Consider the following 15,690-nt stretch of genomic DNA (forward strand, 5'->3'; position numbering starts at 1 on the left):
GTACGCCACCCGGCCCCCGTACGGCCGGAGAGCGCGGGCGCGAGAGAGACCGAGCAGCAGTCCGACCGAGGAGTCCGCAGCCCATGGCCACCCCCCTGACCATCACCCCGCGTCCGCTCGGCCGCCGGGAGGCGAAGGAGCGCACCGCCGCCCTCCTGGCCGAGCGTCCCGATCTCGCCGAGCGCCTGCACAGGCTGCGCCGGCTCGGCCGGGAGGTGCGCTCGTGCGAGGTCCACCTCACCAACACCTGCAACATCCGCTGCAAGGGCTGCTGGTACTTCGAGGGCGGCTTCGACACGGCCGTGCGCGAGCTCTCGGACGTCGACAGGATCCGTTCCTTCGCCCGCCGGCTGCGGGACGAGGGGGTCAACCAGGCCACGCTGATCGGCGGCGAGCCGACCCTGGTGCTGCGCCGGGTGGAGGCCTTCGTCGAGGAGCTGCCGTACATCACGATCTCGACCAACGGGCTGCGTCCGATGCCCGTGCGGGGATTCGAGCACATCGCCGTGGCCGTCAGCATCTTCGGCGGCGGGCCGCTCGACGACGACCTGCGGGCCATCCGGGTCAACGGCTCGAAGTTCACCGGCCTGTTCGACACGGCACTCTCGCACTACAAGGACGACCCGCGCGTCCTGTTCATCTTCGCGCTCTCCGAGGCCGGGCTGCCGTACCTCGAACCGACCGTGCGCAGGATCGCCGAGAACGGCAACATCGTCACCTTCAACTTCTACAGCGAGCACGGCTCGGACAACCCGATCCAGATCGAGAACGAGCGCCGCGTCCTCGAGGAGGCCCTGCGGGTCAAGGAGGCGTACCCCGAGGCCGTGGTCAGCCACCCGTACTTCATCCGCAGCCTCATCACCGGCACCTCGCACTGGGGGGCGCGCTTCGGGTACGACGTCTGCCCGAGCCTCAGCGTCGACCACCCCGACCACGAGGAGCGGGTCGCCAACGGCAACCCGGTGATCCCGGGCTTCGCCGCCTGGGGCGCCGACTACGAGTCGCTGCAGTTCTGCTGCACGTCCGGGGACTGCGGCGGCTGCCGCGACAGCCAGGCCGTCTACAGCTGGCTGGTGGTCAGCGCCTCCCGCTTCCTGGACAGCGCCGCGCGCCTGGAGGAGTGGGTGGACATCGCGGAGAGCTACTGGCGCCAGTGGCACTGGTCGCCGTACCACGCATCGAAGCTCGCCACCCCCTGATCGCAGCCCTGATCCCCACACCGCACGGGAGAGTCATGTCCGAGACATCCGCGACGTCCACGACGCCGGACCGCGCCACCATCGAGCAGTTCATCACCGACGCCCTCGTCGAACTGGGCGTCGACGAGGGCGACGTCCTGCCGGGGGCCGCGCTCGACGACCTGGAGATCGACTCGCTCGACATGGTCGAGCTCGCGCAGTCCGTCAAGCGGGACCTGGGCGTACCGGTCCGCACGAAGGACTTCGACGGCATCGAGACCGTCGGCCAGATCCTCGAACTGTGCTGCGAGAAGGCCGGAGTTGAGTGATCCGCGGCGGGACCGGGAGGTCGTCGTCACCGGTTTCGGCGCGGTCACCCCGCTCGGCGTCGGCGCCGGCGTGCTCCACGAGCGCGCCGTCGCCGGGGACGCGGCGCCGGCGGGCTCCCGCCCGGCCGTCCGGCACGCGGACTTCACCCCCGGCGACCACCTGCCGCGGAACCTGGTGCGCCGCACCGACCGGTTCACCCAGCTGGCCCTGGTGGCGGCCGAGGAGGCCCTGAGCCGGGCCGGGCACCGGACGGGCGCTCCGTCACCCTGGCTCCCCGAGCGCGTCGCCTGCGTCATCGGCTGCGGGCTCGGCGGCACGTCCTCCTTCGAGGCGCAGCGGGAGGTGTACGAGAAGGAGGGCGCCGGGTTCGTCTCGCCGCTGATGATCCCGCAGACGATGGCCAACGCGGCCGCCGCCCACCTCTCCATGCGGCACGGTTTCCGCGGCGAGAGCCTGTGCGTCGCGTCCGCGTGCAGCAGCGGCGCGCAGGCGGTCGGCACGGGGATGCGGCTCCTGGCCTCGGGGGCGGCCGACGCCGTCGTGGTGGGCGGAGCGGAGGCCTCCTCCTCGGACCTGGTGGCGGCCGCCTTCGCGAACGCCGGCGCGCTCTCGCCGAGCGGTTCCGCCCGCCCCTTCGACCGGGACCGCGACGGCTTCGTGATCGGCGAGGGCGCCGGGATCCTCGTCCTGGAGACGGCGGCGGGCGCCGCCCGGCGCGGGGCCGAGGTCCTCGGAGCCGTACGGGGGTACGGGGCGACCTCCGACGCCCATCACGTGACCGCCCCCGACCCCACCGGCGGGCCCGCCGCCCGGGCGGTCGCACTGGCGCTGCGGGAGGCCTCGGTGGCGCCCGGAGAGCTGGCGTACGTCAACGCCCACGGGACCGGCACCGCCCTCAACGACCGCCTGGAGTGCGAGGCCCTGCGGGGCGCCCTCGGCGCCGACGTCCTCGCGGAGCTGCCGCTCTCCTCCGGCAAGGGCGCCCTCGGGCACCTCTTCGGGGCGGCGGGCGCGGTCGAGGCCGTCGCCACCCTCCAGGCGCTGCGGCACGGCGTGGCGCCCCCGACGGCGGGGCTGCGCCACCCCGACCCGGCCCTCGGCCCGCTCGACCTCGTCCGGGCTCCGAGGAAGCTCACCGTACGGGCGGGCGCGGACCGGCTGTTCGGCCTCTCCACCTCCTTCGGCTTCGGCGGACACAACGCGGCCCTCGTCCTGGCCGTGGAAGGGCGGTCCTGATGCGCGCGTCCCGCGACCCCCACGGCATCCCCGACCTGCTCGGCTTCTCGGGGCGCCGCTATCTGGTGACCGGGGTCCTCAACGACGACTCGATCGCCTGGCACACCGCGCGGGCGCTCCAGGAGGCGGGCGCGGAGGTCCTGCTGACGGGATTCGGGCGGACCCGGCGGATCACGGAGGCGGCGGCCTCGGGCCTGCCGTACCCGGCCGACGTACTGGAGCTCGACGTGACGCGTCCCGAGGACCTGGACGCGCTCACGAAGGAGCTGGAGCGCCGCTGGGGCGCGGTCGACGGCGTCCTGCACGCGATCGCCGCGGCCCCGCAGTCCGCGCTGAGCGGCAACTTCCTCACCACGTCCGTCGAGGGCGCGACGCTCGCGCTGCGCACGGCGGCCTTCTCGCTGCACTCGCTGACCACGGCGCTCGCCCCGCTGCTGCGGGAGGGCGGGGGCGCCGGCGCGGCCAGGGGCAGCGTCGTCGGGCTCGACTTCGACTCGTCCGGGGCCTGGCCGGGATACGACTGGATGGGGGTCGGCAAGGCCACGCTCGGCGCGGTCTGCCGCTACCTCGCGCTCTACCTGGGGCACTCCGGCGTCCGCGTCAACCTCGTCGCCGCCGGCCCGGTCGAGACGGTGGCCGGGCGGGCCGTCAGCACCTTCGACCGGATCGCCGACCGCTGGGAGCAGGAGGCGCCGCTCGGCTGGAGCCGCGCCGATCCGGCCCGGCTCGTCGGCCCGGTCCTGTTCCTGCTCTCGGACCTGGCGGCCACCGTCACCGGGGAGATCGTGCACGCGGACGGCGGGATGCACGCCGTGCGCATGGGGGTCGGCGCCGTCGGCGAACCCCCGGGCATCGGCGCCCCGCCCCGCGCCGGCAAGGAGGACCGCTCATGACCGCGGCGACCGTCGGGATCCGGTCCGCGCCGAAGGAGGACCCCTCATGACCGCGGCCGTCGTCGGCGTCGGCTCGGCGCTGCCCGAACGGGCCGTGTCCAACAGCCACTTCGCCGCCATCGGTTCCTCCGACGAGTGGATCGTCAAGCGGACCGGGATCCGGCAGCGTCACTTCCTGCCGGAGGACGGGCACCTCGCCGACCTCGCCCTGGCCGCCTCCCGGACGGCCCTCGCCCACTCGGGCCGCACCGCGCGCGAGGTGGGGCACGTCGTCGTGGCGACCACGACCCCCGACCGGACGACCCCGGGGCTCGCCGTGGAGGTGGCCGCCCGGCTCGGCGCGGACCGGGCCGCCGCGTTCGATCTGCACGCGGCCTGCGCCGGGTTCGTGTACGCCCTGGACCACGCCGTCGCCCTGATCGAGTCGGGCCGGGCGGGCACCGTGCTGGTCTGCGGCGCCGAGGCGCTCACCCGGATCACCGACCACGAGGACCGCTCGACGGCGGTGCTGCTCGGCGACGGCGCCGGGGCGGTGGTCGTGGCGGACGTGGACCCCGGTCCCTCCGTGGGGCCCGCGTTCCGGCTCGGCTCGGACGGGGAGCTGATTCCGCTCCTGTACGCCGACCGGTACGACCGGAAGCTCCGGATGGACGGCCCCGAGATCTTCGTCCAGGCCGTGGAGAGGATGAGCGAGGCGGCCCGGGACGTCCTCGCGCGGCGGGAGCTGACCGCCGACGACGTCGACCTGTTCGTCGCCCACCAGGCCAACGCGCGCATCGTCCGCGCGGTGGGCAAGGAGCTCGGCGTCGCGCCGGAGCGGCTCTACCTCAACGTCGACCGGGTCGCCAACACCTCCTCCGCCTCCATCCCCCTCGCCCTCCACCAGGCCTGGCGGGAGGGCCGCCTCGGCCCGACGGGCCTGCTCGGGGTGGCGGCGTTCGGGGCGGGCGTCACCTGGGGCGCGGGGGTGATCGGCTGGCGCCTGACGGAGCCGGAGGCCGAGGCCGTGGAGGCGGGATGAGGACCTCCCCCTTCCCCGTACTGGCCGAGCTCACCGCCCCGGACGGCGCGGTGCTCGTGGTCCGGGTCCACGCGCGCGCCGAGCCCACCGCCCCGGTCGTGGTCGTCCTCCCGGCGATGGGCACCGCCGCCCGCCACTACACCCCGCTGGTACGGGCGCTGCACCGGCGGGGCGCGACCGTGGTGACGACGGACCTGCGCGGCCACGGCGAGAGCACCCCGGTCCCGGCGCGCGGGATCCGCTTCGGCTACCGCGAGCTCGTCGAGCACGACATCGGCGCGGTCCTCGACGCCGTCGAGCGCGCCTTCCCCCGGGCGCCGCGGTGGCTCCTCGGCCACAGCCTCGGCGGCCAGCTCGGTCTGGTGCACTGCGGGCTGCTCCGGCCGCGCCTCGCGGGGGTCGTCCTGGTGGCCAGCGGTTCGGCGTGGTGGCGCGCGCTCGGCACGGGGGCGGACCTCCGGCCGGGGGCGCGGTGGCTCGTGCGGAGCCTGCTGTGCGTGGCCGGCGCGGAGCTGCTCGGCTACTGGCCGGGGGACCGCTTCGGCTTCGGCGGGCGCGAGTCCGTGGGCATGATGCGGGACTGGGCGCGGCAGATGCGGACCGGGCGGTACGGGGCCGCGGGCGCCGCCGCCGACTACGAGGCGGCGCTGGGGCGCGTCGACCTGCCCGTCCTGGCCGTCGACGTCGAGGGCGACGCGATGGCGCCGCCACGGGCCGTGGACCACCTGTGCGCGAAGCTCACCTCGGCCCGGGTCCGGCGCTGGAGCTACCGGGCCTCGGACGCGGGCGGCCGACGGCTCGACCACTTCCGCTGGATCCGGCACAACGCGGAACTCGTCGAGCGGATCGCGGCGTGGGCGGGGTTCCCTGCGACGCCCACGTCCGGACCCGGCACCGCCCGGGCGGGTGCGACCGGACGGCAGGACGTCACCTCGACGAGCACGGCCGGGCGGCGGGACGTCACCTCGACGAGCACGGCCGGACGGCAGGACGCCGCCTCGACGAGCACGGCCGGGCGGCGGGACGTCACCTCGACGAGCACGGCCGGACCGCGGGACGCCGCCTCGACGGGCGCGGCCGGCCCCGGCACCGCCCCGGTGGGCGCGGCCGGGCCCGGCGCCGTGCCTCCGGTCCCGGCCGCGGACCGTGGCGGCACGCCGTCGGGTGCCCGGGCGTGAGCGCACGGAGCGGGGGGCGCCCCCTGCTGGGCGCGCTGCTGCCCGAGCGGGTGCGCTGGGCCGAGGAGGCCGGGGCGGTGGACGGGGCCGGGACGGGCGAGGAGCCCCGTCCCCCGTGGCTCTTCGCCGAGGAGGAGGCGCTGATGGCGCGCGCCACGCCCGGCAGGCGGCGCGAGTTCGCGACGGGCCGGCTCTGTGCCCACCGGGCGCTCGCGGCCCTCGGGGTCGCGGCGGCCCCGCTCCTGCGGGGACGGCGCGGAGCGCCGGCGTGGCCCGCGGGAACCGTCGGCAGCATCACGCACTGCGCGGGGTACCGGGGCGCGGCGGTGGCGTCGGCCGTCCGTTTCCTCGGCCTCGGCATCGACGCCGAGCCGCACGCGCCGCTGCCGTCCGGGGTCCGCGAGGAGGTGGTCTTCGGCCCGGAGGAGGCGCGGCTGCGCGAACTGGCCGTCCGGCGGCCGGACATCGCCTGGGACCGGCTGCTGTTCAGCGCCAAGGAGTCCGTCTACAAGGCCTGGAGCGGGTACGGGGGTGCCTGGCTCGGCTTCGAGGACGCCGAGGTGGCATGGTGGCTCGACGCTCCCGACGCCCCCGACGTCCCCGACGGCCCGCGCCCCCCGGCACGCGCGCGTGACGACCGCCTTCATCCGCCCGCACGCGCGCGTGCGGGGCTCCCCCGGGCCGCCGGTCGGTTCCGGGCGCGGCTTCTGGTGCCGGTGCCCGCGGGGCCCGGTCCCTTTCCGCGCGTGCTGCCCGGTCGCTGGCTCGTCCGTGAGGGCCTGCTGCTGACCGCCGTCGCCGTCCCCCGTCCCGTACCGCTTCCTCCGCACCGCACGGCCTCGAAGGAGTACCGCTGATGAGCGTCGACGACGGCACCGTTCCCGCGCTGCTCGCCCGGAGCGCGGCCGCGCATCCCGGCAGGGCCGCGCTGCGTCTCGGCGCCGAGACGCTGACGTACGGCGTGCTCGACGACCTCGCCGACCGCGCCGCCGCGCTGCTGCACGCGCGCGGGGTCGGTCCCGGCGACCGGGTGGCGCTCATGCTGCCGAACAGCACGCTGTTCGCCGTGCTCTACTACGGCGTCCTGCGCGCGGGCGCGATCGTCGTCCCGCTCAATCCGCTGCTGCGGGCGGGCGAGGTCCGTCACTGTCTGGCGGACGCCGGGGCCGCGCTGCTCCTGTCCTGGCACCGGGACGGCGAGGAGGCGGCCGAGGGCGCCCGGCTGGCGGGCACCCCGCACCTCGCGATCGAACCGGCCGCGTTCACGGCGCTGTTGGCGGACCACGCGCGCGTGGCGCCCGCTTCCCGTGCCCCGGAGGACACGGCGGTCGTGCTCTACACCTCCGGCACGACCGGGGCGCCGAAGGGAGCCGAGCTCACCCACCGCAACATCCGGCGCAACGTCGGCGAAGGCGTGCGGGTCCTGGGGCTCGGCCCCTCGGACGTGGTCTTCGGCGGGCTGCCCCTCTTCCACTCCTTCGGGCAGGTGATGGGGCTCAACTGCGCGGTGGCGGTGGGCGCCTGTCTGACGCTCATGGCCCGCTTCGACCCGGCGGGCGCGCTCGCGCTCGTCGCCCGGGACCGGGTCACGGTCTTCCTCGGCGTCCCCACCATGTACGGGCTGCTGCTGCGGCATCCGGACCGCGCGGACCACGACGTCTCCTCGCTGCGGGTCTGTCTGTGCGGCGGCTCGCCCCTCCCCGTGGCGGTGCTGACCGGTTTCGAGTCCGGCTTCGGCTGCGCGGTCCTGGAGGGGTACGGGCTGTCCGAGTCGTCCCCGCTGGCCTGTGTGAACCGGATCGACCGGCCGCGCTCCCCCGGCACGATCGGCATCCCGATCGAGGGGGTGGAGATGCGGGTGGTGGACCGGGACGGCAAGGAGGTCCCGGACGGCGAGGTCGGCGAGCTCGTCATCCGGGGGCACAACGTCATGAAGGGCTACTGGCGCCGCCCGGAGGCCACCGCCGAGACGGTACGGGACGGCTGGCTGCACACCGGCGACCTCGGCACCCGGGACGCGTCCGGCGACTTCCGGGTGGTCGACCGGCTCAAGGACGTCGTGATCCGGGGCGGGTTCAACGTGTACCCGAGGGAGGTGGAGGAGGTCCTCCACCTCCACCCGGGCGTGGCGGAGGCCGCCGTCCTCGGCGTCCCGCACCCGGTGCACGGGCAGGAGGTCGCCGCCGCGGTCGTCCTGCGGCCCGGCGGCCGGGTCTCCCCCGCCGAGCTGCGCGCCCATGTGCGGGAGCGGCTCGCCCCGTACAAGTACCCGCGCCGGATCTGGCTCACGGACGCCCTGCCGAAGGGGCCGACGGGGAAGGTCCTCAAGCGGGCGATCGTCCCGCCGGAAGGGGCGTGAGGCGGGTCCTGCCGGTCAGGACGGACCGTCTCCGACCTCCGGTTCGTCGCCCGCCTCGGGGTCGGCCCACAAGGAACGCACATGGCCGAGGTGGCGACGAGCGCACGCCTCGGCGCCGGGCGCGTCCCCGGCGATCATCAGGTCGAGGAGTTCGAGGTGCTCCTCCGCGGAGGAGACGAGCTTGCCGGCCTCGTCGAGGCCGGTCAGTCCGTAGAGCCGGGAGCGCTTGCGCAGGTCGCCGACGGTCTCGACGAGCCGCTCGTTCCCGGAGAGGGAGAGCAGCGCGAGGTGGAAGCGGCGGTCCGCCTCCAGATAGCCGATGAGGTCGTGCTCGCGGGCGCGCGAGACGATCTCCTCGGCGACCGGCCGCAGCGCCTCCAGCTGCTCCCGGCCGGCCCGGCGGGTGACCCGGCCGATGGTGGGGACCTCGATGAGGGTCCGCAGCTCCGTGTACTGGTCGAGGTCCCGCTCGCTGACCTCGGTGATGCGGAAGCCCTTGTTGCGGACGGGCTCGACCAGGCCCTCGCGGGCCAGGTCGAGCATGGCCTCGCGGACCGGGGTGGCGGAGACGCCGAGGTCGCTCGCGAGGCCGGGGGCCGAGTAGACCTGGCCGGGGCGGAGTTCCCCGGCGATCAGGGCCGCGCGAAGGGCGTGGCCGACCTGGTCGCGGAGCCGTTCCTGGGCTCTGACGAGGCCGTACTGCTTCAGGTCACCCATCGTGCGTCCTCCGAGAAGTCACGGAGGAGCATCGTACAATGTCACGTTTCCCCGACCGGCCGGAGCGCCCCCGCGCGACCCCGAGCGCTCCGGGCGCCCCCGCGCGGCCAGAGCGACTCTGAGCCGCTCAGAGCCGCTCAGAGCAGGAATCCGGCGGGGAACGGGTCCTCCGGGTCGAGGAAGTACTGGGCCGTGCCGGTGATCCAGGCGCGGCCGGTGACGGTGGGGACGACGGCGGGCAGCCCGCCCACGGCCGTCTCGTCGACGATCCGTCCGGTGAACTCGGTGCCGATGAAGGACTCGTTGACGAAGTCGGTGTGCGGGGCGAGGAGTCCGCGCGCGTGCAGCTGGGCCATGCGGGCGCTGGTGCCCGTGCCGCACGGGGAGCGGTCGAACCAGCCGGGGTGGATGGCCATGGCGTGGCGCGAACGGGTCGCGTCGGAGCCGGGCGCGGTCAGGTAGACGTGCTTCACCCCGGCGAAGGCCGGGTTCTCGGGGTGGACGGGCCGGTCCGGGCCGGCGTTGACGGCGTCCATGATCGCGAGTCCGGCGGCGAGCAGCTCGTCCTTGTGGGCGCGGTCGAACGGCAGGCCCAGGGAGTCGAGGTCGACGAAGGCGTAGAAGTTGCCTCCGTACGCGAGGTCGTAGGTGACCGTGCCGTGGCCGGGGACGTCCGCCTTGAGGTCGAGGCCGACGGAGAAGGCGGGCACGTTGGTGAGGGTCACGGAGCGGGCGCGGCCGTCCTCGACGCGGACGTCGACGACGACGAGTCCGGCGGGGGTGTCGAGCCGGACGGTGGTGACCGGTTCGACGACCGGCACCATGCCCGTCTCGACGAGGACGGTGGCGACGCCGATGGTGCCGTGGCCGCACATCGGCAGCAGGCCGGACACCTCGATGTAGAGGACTCCGTAGTCGGCGTCGGGGCGGGTGGGCGGCTGGAGGATCGCGCCGCTCATCGCCGCGTGGCCGCGCGGCTCGTACATGAGGAGGGTGCGGACGTGGTCGAGGTGCTCGGCGAAGTGGAGCCGCCTCTCGGCCATGGTGGCGCCGGGCACGACGCCGAAGCCGCCGGTGATGACGCGGGTGGGCATGCCTTCGGTGTGGGAGTCCACCGCGTGGTAGACGTGGCGGGTGCGCATGGGGTCCCCTTCGGACGGGCGGGCGGCGGGACGGATGGTTGAGGGGCGTACGGGGCCGAGGGGCGTACGACGTGCGGAGCGGAGGTCCTACGCGTGGCCCTCGGCCAGGGCCTTCTCCGTGGCGGCGCGCACGACGGCCTCCTGTTCGGGCGTGAGCGGGAGGCGGGGCGGCCGGGCGGCTCCTCCGGTGTGGCCGGCGAGGTCCATGGAGAGTTTGATCGCCTGGACGAACTCGGTCTTGGAGTCCCAGCGGAGGAGCGGGTGCAGCGAGCGGTAGAGCGGCAGCGCGACGGCGAGGTCGCCGGCGACGGCGGCGCGGTAGAGGGTGGCGCAGGCGCGCGGGAGGGCGTTGGGGAAGCCGGCGATCCAGCCGACGGCGCCGGCGAGGGCCAGTTCGAGGAGGACGTCGTCGGCCCCGATCAACAGGTCGAGCTCGGGGGCGAGTTCGGCGAGTTCGTAGGCGCGGCGGACGTCGCCGCTGAACTCCTTGACGGCGACGACGGTGCCGTCGGCGTGGAGGCGGGCGAGGAGCGCCGGGGTGAGGTCGACCTTGGTGTCGTACGGGTTGTTGTAGGCGACGACGGGCAGCCCGGCCTCGGCGACGGCGGCGTAGTGGGCGCGCACGGACCGCTCGTCGGCGCGGTAGGCGTTGGGCGGCAGGAGCAGGACCGAGCCGCAGCCGGCCTCGGCGGCCTGTTCGGCCCAGCGGCGGGCCTCGGCGCTGCCGTACGCGGAGACGCCGGGCATGACCCTGGCCCCGTCCCCGGCCGCTTCGACGGCGGTACGGACGACCTGGGCGCGCTCCGCGTCGGTGAGGGTCTGGTACTCGCCGAGGGAGCCGTTGGGGACGACGCCGTCGCAGCCGTTGGCGATCAGCCGGGCGACGTGCCGTGCGTAGGCGTCGTGGTCGACGGTGCCGTCCGGGCGGAAGGGGAGGGCGGTGGCGACCATGATCCCGTGCCAGGGGCGGGCGCGGTGCGCGGGCCGGACGGGGGACGCGGACGGCGCGGGCCGCACCGGCTGGTGGGGGTGCGCGTGGGCCATGAAGGACTCCCTTGTGTGGTGTGTGACATTTTATTGACGGGCGCGGAGTCCACAAGAGCCCAGGACGGGATCAGTTCTGACGCCCTATCAGCTCCGGTCCGGGACCTCGGGGCCCCGCGCGCGCCCCGCCCCGACCGAACCGGATCATCGAACACATGCTCGCCCTCTCCGTCTCCGTGCTCGCTCTGGCCGTGACCCTCGCCGGCGCCGTCGCGCGCCCGTTCCGCCTGCCCGAGGCCGCCTTCGCCCTCCCCGCCGCCGGTGCCGTCCCGGCCGTGGGCGCGGTCACGCCCGAGGCCGTACGCGAGGAGGCCGGGCGGCTCGGACCGGTGATCGGCTTCCTCGCGGCGGTCCTCGTCCTCGCCAGGCTCTGCGACGACGAGGGGCTCTTCCACGCCTGCGGTGCCTGGACGGCCCGCTGGGCCCGCCGCCCCCGGCGGCTGCTCGGCGCCGTCTTCGGACTGGCCTCGCCGATCACCGCCGTCCTGAGCCTGGACGCGACGGTCGTCCTGCTGACCCCGGTCGTCTTCGCGACCGCCGCCCGGATGGGCGCCCGGCCGGGACCCCACGCCTACGCGAGCGCGCACCTGTCCGGATCGGGCCCAACCTCACGTACGCCGGATCGCTCGCCACGCTCCTCTGGCGCCGTATCGCCCACGAGCACGGCCACCCCGTCGCCCTCGGCGAGTTCACCCGCCTCGGACTGCTCACGGTCCCGGCCGCCCTCGCCGCGTCGACGGTGGCGCTGTGGCTCTCGCTCCGGCTGTTCGGCGGGTGAGCGGCGCGTCCGGAAGCCACGCACGACCGGGTGCCGCCGGGTCGCTCAGCCCACCGCGGACCTCGACTTCGGCGCGTCGGCCGGGCCCCGCTCCCCGTCCCTCCCGCGCCGGCGCGTCACCGCCGTGGCGATCGGCTCGGTGAAGCGGGCGGTGAGGGGGCCGATGACGACGAGGACGAGCACGTACGCGGTGGCGAAGGGCCCCAGCTGGGGCTGCACTCCGGCGGTGACGGCGAGCCCGGCGATGACGATGGAGAACTCGCCGCGCGCCACCAGCGTGCCGCCCGCCCGCCACCGGCCCCTCGCCCCGATCCCGGCGCGGCGCGCGGCCCAGTACCCGGTGGCGATCTTGGTCAGCGCGGTGACGACGGCGAGGGCGAGCGCCGGGAGGATGACCGGCGGAATGCTGGCGGGATCGGTGTGCAGGCCGAAGAAGACGAAGAAGACCGCCGCGAACAGGTCCCGCAGCGGACTCAGCAGGGCGTGGGCGCCCTCGGCGACCTCGCCGGAGAGGGCGATGCCGACGAGGAACGCGCCGACGGCCGCGGAGACCTGGAGCTGCTGGGCGACGCCCGCGACGAGCAGGGTGAGCCCGAGGACCACGAGGAGCAGCTTCTCCGGGTCGTCGCTGGAGACGAAGCGGGAGATCAGACGTCCGTACCGGAGGGCGACGAGGAGCACGGCCCCGGCCACGCCCAGGGCGATCGCGAGCGTCGCGCCGCCGGCGGCGAGGCCGACGCCGGCGAGGAGGGCCGTGACGATGGGCAGGTAGACCGCCATGGCGAGGTCTTCGAGGACCAGGATGCTGAGGATGACGGGCGTCTCGCGGTTGCCCAGGCGTCCGAGGTCGCCGAGGACCTTGGCGATGACGCCGGACGAGGAGATCCAGGTGACGCCGGCCAGGACGACGGCGGCGACCGGCCCCCAGCCGAGCAGCAGCGCGGCGGCCGCGCCGGGCAGCGCGTTGAGGGCGAAGTCGACGAGCCCCGCCGGGTACTGGGTCTTGAGGTTGGAGACGAGGTCGCTCGCGGTGTACTCCAGGCCGAGCATGAGCAGCAGGAGTATCACCCCGATCTCGGCGCCGATGGCGACGAACTCCTCGCTCGCGCCGAGCGGCAGCAGACCGCCCCTGCCGAAGGCGAGCCCGGCGAGGAGGTAGAGCGGGATCGGGGAGAACCGGAAGCGGCCGGCCAGCCTCCCGAGCAGGCCGAGACCGAGGATGATGGCGCCGAATTCGATCAGGAAGACCGCGGAGTGCACGCCCCCTCACTCCCGACCGAGGATCGCGGCGGCCGCGTCGACGCCCTCGCGGGTGCCGATGACGATGAGCGTGTCACCGCCGGCCAGCCGGAAGGCCGGGGTCGGGGACGGTATCGCCCCGGAACGGCGCAGCACGGCGACGACGGAGGCCCCGGCCTCGGTGCGCATCCGCGTCTCGCCGAGCACACGGCCGTTCCAGTACGAGTGCGCGGAGAGCTCGATCCGCTCGGCCACCAGGCCCAGGTCCGTGGTGTGCAGGACGTTCGGGCTGTGGTGGGCGGGCATCAGCGCGTCGATCAGCGAGGCCGTCTCCGTCTCCGTGAGGTGCAGCGACTGGGCGCAGGCGTCCGGGTCGTCGGCCCGGTAGACGTTCACGGTCCGGGTCCCGTCGCGGTGCGCGATGACCGAGAGGTGGCGGTGCTCCCGCGTGGTGAAGTCGTACTGGACGCCGATGCCGGGCAGGGGTGTCGTTCTCATCCGCGGAGCAGGCACGGGCCCGTCCCTCCAAGTGTCGTGACCGGTGGTGGTGCCCCGGCATGGTGCCATCCGTCCGGCCCCTCGGGACATGGGTGCCGGCACGGATGGACAAGCCCCCGCCGCACTGGTCAGGATGGGGCGGGGACATGGGTCCCGCCGCAGGTCAGAGGGCATGTGCGGAGTGACGGACGAGCAGAGGAGGTGACGGCGTGTCGCTGTACCGGCGCCTCTTCCTGCTCAACGCCTCGGTCCTCGTCGTCGCCGTGCTGCTGCTCCTCGGTCCCGTCACGGTCTCCACGCCCGTGCTCCTCGGCGAGGTCTTCGTCCTCCTGGCCGGCCTGCTCGTCCTGCTCGTCGCCAACGCCTTCCTCCTCCGCGTCGGCCTCGCGCCGCTCCAGCGCCTCACCCGCGCGATGCGCACGGCGGACCTGCTGCGGCCGGGCCGGCGCGCGGCCGTGACGGGGCACGGCGAGATCGCCGACCTCACCCGTACGTTCAACACGATGCTCGACCGGCTGGAGGCGGAGCGGGCCACGAGCACCGCGCGCGTGCTGTCCGCGCAGGAGACCGAGCGCCGACGGATCGCACGGGAGCTGCACGACGAGGTCGGCCAGACCCTCACCGCCGTGCTCCTCCAGCTGAGGCACGCGGCCGACCACGCCCCCGCCGAGCTGCGGACGGAGCTCCAGCAGGCGCAGGAGACCACGCGGGCCGGCCTGGACGAGATCCGCCGCATCGCCCGCCGCCTGCGGCCGGGCGTCCTGGAGGAGCTGGGCCTGCACAGCGCGCTCAGGTCCCTGGCCTCCGAGTTCTCCACGCGCCGGCTGACCGTACGGCTCCACGTCGACGCGGGTCTGCCGACGCTCGGCCCGGAGACGGAACTCGTGCTCTACCGGATCGCCCAGGAGGGCCTGACGAACACGGCGCGCCACGCGGGCGCGACCCGCGTCGACCTGCGGCTGCGCCCGCTGCCCGGGGGCGGGGTGAGTCTTCTCGTACGGGACGACGGCCGCGGCCTCGGCGCCGCGCCCGAGGGGGCGGGACTCCGGGGCATGCGGGAGCGCGCCCTGCTGATCGGCGCCGAACTGACGGTCCGCGAAGGCGCGGACGGCGGCACGGAGGTCCGCCTGGACACGAGGAGCGGCAGCACCGGAGCCGCGACCGCGGAGACGACCGGCGAGGCACGCGTCACCGGAGAGACCACCGGCACCGGGTGGACGGACGAGGAGACCTCCGGCCACGGACGTGCCACCGGCGAGACCACAGGCACCGGACGCGCGGCCGGCGAGACCACCGGAAGGACCACGACGTCATGACGGACCGGACCCGGCCCCCCGCCTCCCCGACCCGCATCCTGCTCGCGGACGACCACGCCCTGGTGCGCGGCGGGGTGCGCCTCATCCTGGACGCGGAACCGGACCTGACCGTCGTCGCCGAGGCGGCGGACGGGGCGGAGGCCGTCGCCCTGGCCCGCTCCACGGACATCGACCTGGCCGTCCTCGACATCTCCATGCCGCTGCGCACCGGACTCCAGGCGGCCCGCGAGCTCAGCCGGCTCCGGCCGGAGCTGAGGATCCTGATCCTCACGATGTACGACAACGAGCAGTACTTCTTCGAGGCGCTCAAGGCGGGTGCGAACGGCTACGTCCTGAAGTCCGTCGCCGACCGCGATCTGGTCGAGGCGTGCCGGGCGGCCGTCCGGGACGAGCCGTTCATCTGCCCGGGCGCGGAGACGGCCCTGATCCGCACGTACCTCGACCGCGCGGAACGGGGCGAGCCGCTGCCGGACCGGGCCGTCACGGAACGCGAGGAGGAGATCCTCAAGCTCGTCGCCGAGGGCCACAGCTCCAAGGAGATCGGCGACCTCCTGGTCATCAGCCCGAAGACGGTCGAACGCCACCGCGCCAACCTCCTCCGGAAGCTCGGCATGCGCGACCGCCTCGAACTCACCCGCTACGCGATCCGCGTGGGCCTGATCGAGCCCTAGGTGTATTGCCCAGTGAGGTTGGGGACGCGGCTGGCGGGTGGTTTGCCTGCGAGTGCGGTGTGTCCGCGGTGGTGATTGTAGGAGTGCAGC

General features: G+C 74.9%; 15 protein-coding genes and 1 pseudogene. 11 read left to right on the plus strand and 5 right to left on the minus strand.

The window, feature by feature from the left end; genetic code table 11:
- Window positions 1–83 precede the first annotated feature (83 nt).
- From ACFYUZ_RS34485 to ACFYUZ_RS34520, 8 genes are read left to right on the plus strand one after another with little or no spacing between them, the layout of a single operon-like run.
- Window positions 84–1,199, plus strand: a complete 1,116-nt coding sequence (locus ACFYUZ_RS34485) for a radical SAM protein (protein ID WP_389315985.1) — start codon at window positions 84–86, stop codon at window positions 1,197–1,199.
- 35 nt (window positions 1,200–1,234) lie between these two features.
- Window positions 1,235–1,507: an acyl carrier protein gene (locus ACFYUZ_RS34490; RefSeq protein WP_389315987.1), complete on the plus strand. Its 273-nt coding sequence runs from the start codon at window positions 1,235–1,237 to the stop codon at window positions 1,505–1,507.
- On the plus strand, window positions 1,500–2,744 hold the full coding sequence (locus ACFYUZ_RS34495) for a beta-ketoacyl-[acyl-carrier-protein] synthase family protein (protein WP_389315988.1): 1,245 nt from the start codon (window positions 1,500–1,502) through the stop codon (window positions 2,742–2,744). The genes ACFYUZ_RS34490 and ACFYUZ_RS34495 overlap by 8 nt, the downstream gene beginning before the upstream one ends.
- Window positions 2,744–3,637: an enoyl-ACP reductase FabI gene (gene fabI / locus ACFYUZ_RS34500; protein WP_389315990.1), complete on the plus strand. Its 894-nt coding sequence runs from the start codon at window positions 2,744–2,746 to the stop codon at window positions 3,635–3,637. Before ACFYUZ_RS34495 ends, fabI begins: the two co-directional genes overlap by 1 nt.
- Window positions 3,638–3,683: 46 nt before the next feature.
- Complete coding sequence (locus ACFYUZ_RS34505) at window positions 3,684–4,658, plus strand: beta-ketoacyl-ACP synthase 3 (RefSeq protein ID WP_389315992.1); 975 nt, start codon at window positions 3,684–3,686, stop codon at window positions 4,656–4,658.
- Window positions 4,655–5,836, plus strand: coding sequence for an alpha/beta fold hydrolase (locus ACFYUZ_RS34510; RefSeq protein WP_389315994.1), 1,182 nt, complete (start codon window positions 4,655–4,657; stop codon window positions 5,834–5,836). Before ACFYUZ_RS34505 ends, ACFYUZ_RS34510 begins: the two co-directional genes overlap by 4 nt.
- Entirely contained in the window at window positions 5,833–6,693 is an 861-nt protein-coding gene (locus ACFYUZ_RS34515) for a 4'-phosphopantetheinyl transferase (protein ID WP_389315996.1), read from the plus strand. Before ACFYUZ_RS34510 ends, ACFYUZ_RS34515 begins: the two co-directional genes overlap by 4 nt.
- A complete protein-coding gene (locus ACFYUZ_RS34520) occupies window positions 6,693–8,195 on the plus strand; it encodes a long-chain fatty acid--CoA ligase (RefSeq protein WP_389315998.1) in 1,503 nt (500 codons plus the stop codon). Before ACFYUZ_RS34515 ends, ACFYUZ_RS34520 begins: the two co-directional genes overlap by 1 nt.
- 15 nt (window positions 8,196–8,210) lie before the next feature.
- Here the strand turns inward: ACFYUZ_RS34520 and ACFYUZ_RS34525 are convergent, their stop codons facing one another.
- From ACFYUZ_RS34525 to ACFYUZ_RS34535, 3 genes are all read right to left on the minus strand, one after another.
- Complete coding sequence (locus ACFYUZ_RS34525) at window positions 8,211–8,912, minus strand: GntR family transcriptional regulator (protein ID WP_389316000.1); 702 nt, start codon at window positions 8,910–8,912, stop codon at window positions 8,211–8,213.
- A 137-nt stretch (window positions 8,913–9,049) separates the two neighbouring features.
- Window positions 9,050–10,054: a proline racemase family protein gene (locus tag ACFYUZ_RS34530; RefSeq protein WP_389316002.1), complete on the minus strand. Its 1,005-nt coding sequence runs from the start codon at window positions 10,052–10,054 to the stop codon at window positions 9,050–9,052.
- Window positions 10,055–10,141: 87 nt separating this feature from the next.
- Window positions 10,142–11,005, minus strand: coding sequence for a dihydrodipicolinate synthase family protein (locus ACFYUZ_RS34535; protein ID WP_389316020.1), 864 nt, complete (start codon window positions 11,003–11,005; stop codon window positions 10,142–10,144).
- A gap of 248 nt (window positions 11,006–11,253) precedes the next feature.
- Between ACFYUZ_RS34535 and ACFYUZ_RS34540 the strand changes: the two are divergent.
- Window positions 11,254–11,697: pseudogene (locus ACFYUZ_RS34540) on the plus strand (SLC13 family permease); the annotation flags it as partial.
- 224 nt (window positions 11,698–11,921) lie between these two features.
- On the opposite strand, the gene ACFYUZ_RS34545 reads toward ACFYUZ_RS34540, so the two are convergent.
- Both ACFYUZ_RS34545 and ACFYUZ_RS34550 read right to left on the minus strand, forming a co-directional pair.
- Window positions 11,922–13,136: a cation:proton antiporter gene (locus tag ACFYUZ_RS34545; RefSeq protein WP_389316004.1), complete on the minus strand. Its 1,215-nt coding sequence runs from the start codon at window positions 13,134–13,136 to the stop codon at window positions 11,922–11,924.
- A 6-nt stretch (window positions 13,137–13,142) separates the two neighbouring features.
- The gene (locus tag ACFYUZ_RS34550) at window positions 13,143–13,613 is read right to left on the minus strand and encodes a cation:proton antiporter regulatory subunit (protein ID WP_389316006.1); all 471 of its coding nucleotides are present in this window, start codon (window positions 13,611–13,613) and stop codon (window positions 13,143–13,145) included.
- 209 nt (window positions 13,614–13,822) lie between these two features.
- Here ACFYUZ_RS34550 and ACFYUZ_RS34555 point away from each other — a divergent pair, with 209 nt between their 5' ends.
- A complete protein-coding gene (locus ACFYUZ_RS34555) occupies window positions 13,823–14,929 on the plus strand; it encodes a histidine kinase (protein ID WP_389316008.1) in 1,107 nt (368 codons plus the stop codon).
- Window positions 14,926–15,600 carry a response regulator gene (locus ACFYUZ_RS34560; RefSeq protein ID WP_389316010.1) on the plus strand — a complete coding sequence of 225 codons (675 nt, stop codon included), beginning with the start codon at window positions 14,926–14,928 and terminating at the stop codon, window positions 15,598–15,600. The genes ACFYUZ_RS34555 and ACFYUZ_RS34560 overlap by 4 nt, the downstream gene beginning before the upstream one ends.
- The last annotated feature ends 90 nt before the right edge of the window (window positions 15,601–15,690 follow it).

It is taken from the genome of Streptomyces sp. NPDC004266, from assembly GCF_042874095.1.
GTDB lineage: Bacteria > Actinomycetota > Actinomycetes > Streptomycetales > Streptomycetaceae > Streptomyces.

Coding starts and splice junctions, on each gene's coding strand:
- ACFYUZ_RS34485 (WP_389315985.1), top strand. CDS start 84: ATGGCCACCCCCCTGACCATCACCCCGCGTCCGCTCGGCCGCCGGGAG.
- ACFYUZ_RS34490 (WP_389315987.1), top strand. CDS start 1,235: ATGTCCGAGACATCCGCGACGTCCACGACGCCGGACCGCGCCACCATC.
- fabI (WP_389315990.1), top strand. CDS start 2,744: ATGCGCGCGTCCCGCGACCCCCACGGCATCCCCGACCTGCTCGGCTTC.
- ACFYUZ_RS34505 (WP_389315992.1), top strand. CDS start 3,684: ATGACCGCGGCCGTCGTCGGCGTCGGCTCGGCGCTGCCCGAACGGGCC.
- ACFYUZ_RS34510 (WP_389315994.1), top strand. CDS start 4,655: ATGAGGACCTCCCCCTTCCCCGTACTGGCCGAGCTCACCGCCCCGGAC.
- ACFYUZ_RS34520 (WP_389315998.1), top strand. CDS start 6,693: ATGAGCGTCGACGACGGCACCGTTCCCGCGCTGCTCGCCCGGAGCGCG.
- ACFYUZ_RS34525 (WP_389316000.1), bottom strand. CDS start 8,912: ATGGGTGACCTGAAGCAGTACGGCCTCGTCAGAGCCCAGGAACGGCTC.
- ACFYUZ_RS34530 (WP_389316002.1), bottom strand. CDS start 10,054: ATGCGCACCCGCCACGTCTACCACGCGGTGGACTCCCACACCGAAGGC.
- ACFYUZ_RS34535 (WP_389316020.1), bottom strand. CDS start 11,005: ATGGTCGCCACCGCCCTCCCCTTCCGCCCGGACGGCACCGTCGACCAC.
- ACFYUZ_RS34550 (WP_389316006.1), bottom strand. CDS start 13,613: ATGAGAACGACACCCCTGCCCGGCATCGGCGTCCAGTACGACTTCACC.
- ACFYUZ_RS34560 (WP_389316010.1), top strand. CDS start 14,926: ATGACGGACCGGACCCGGCCCCCCGCCTCCCCGACCCGCATCCTGCTC.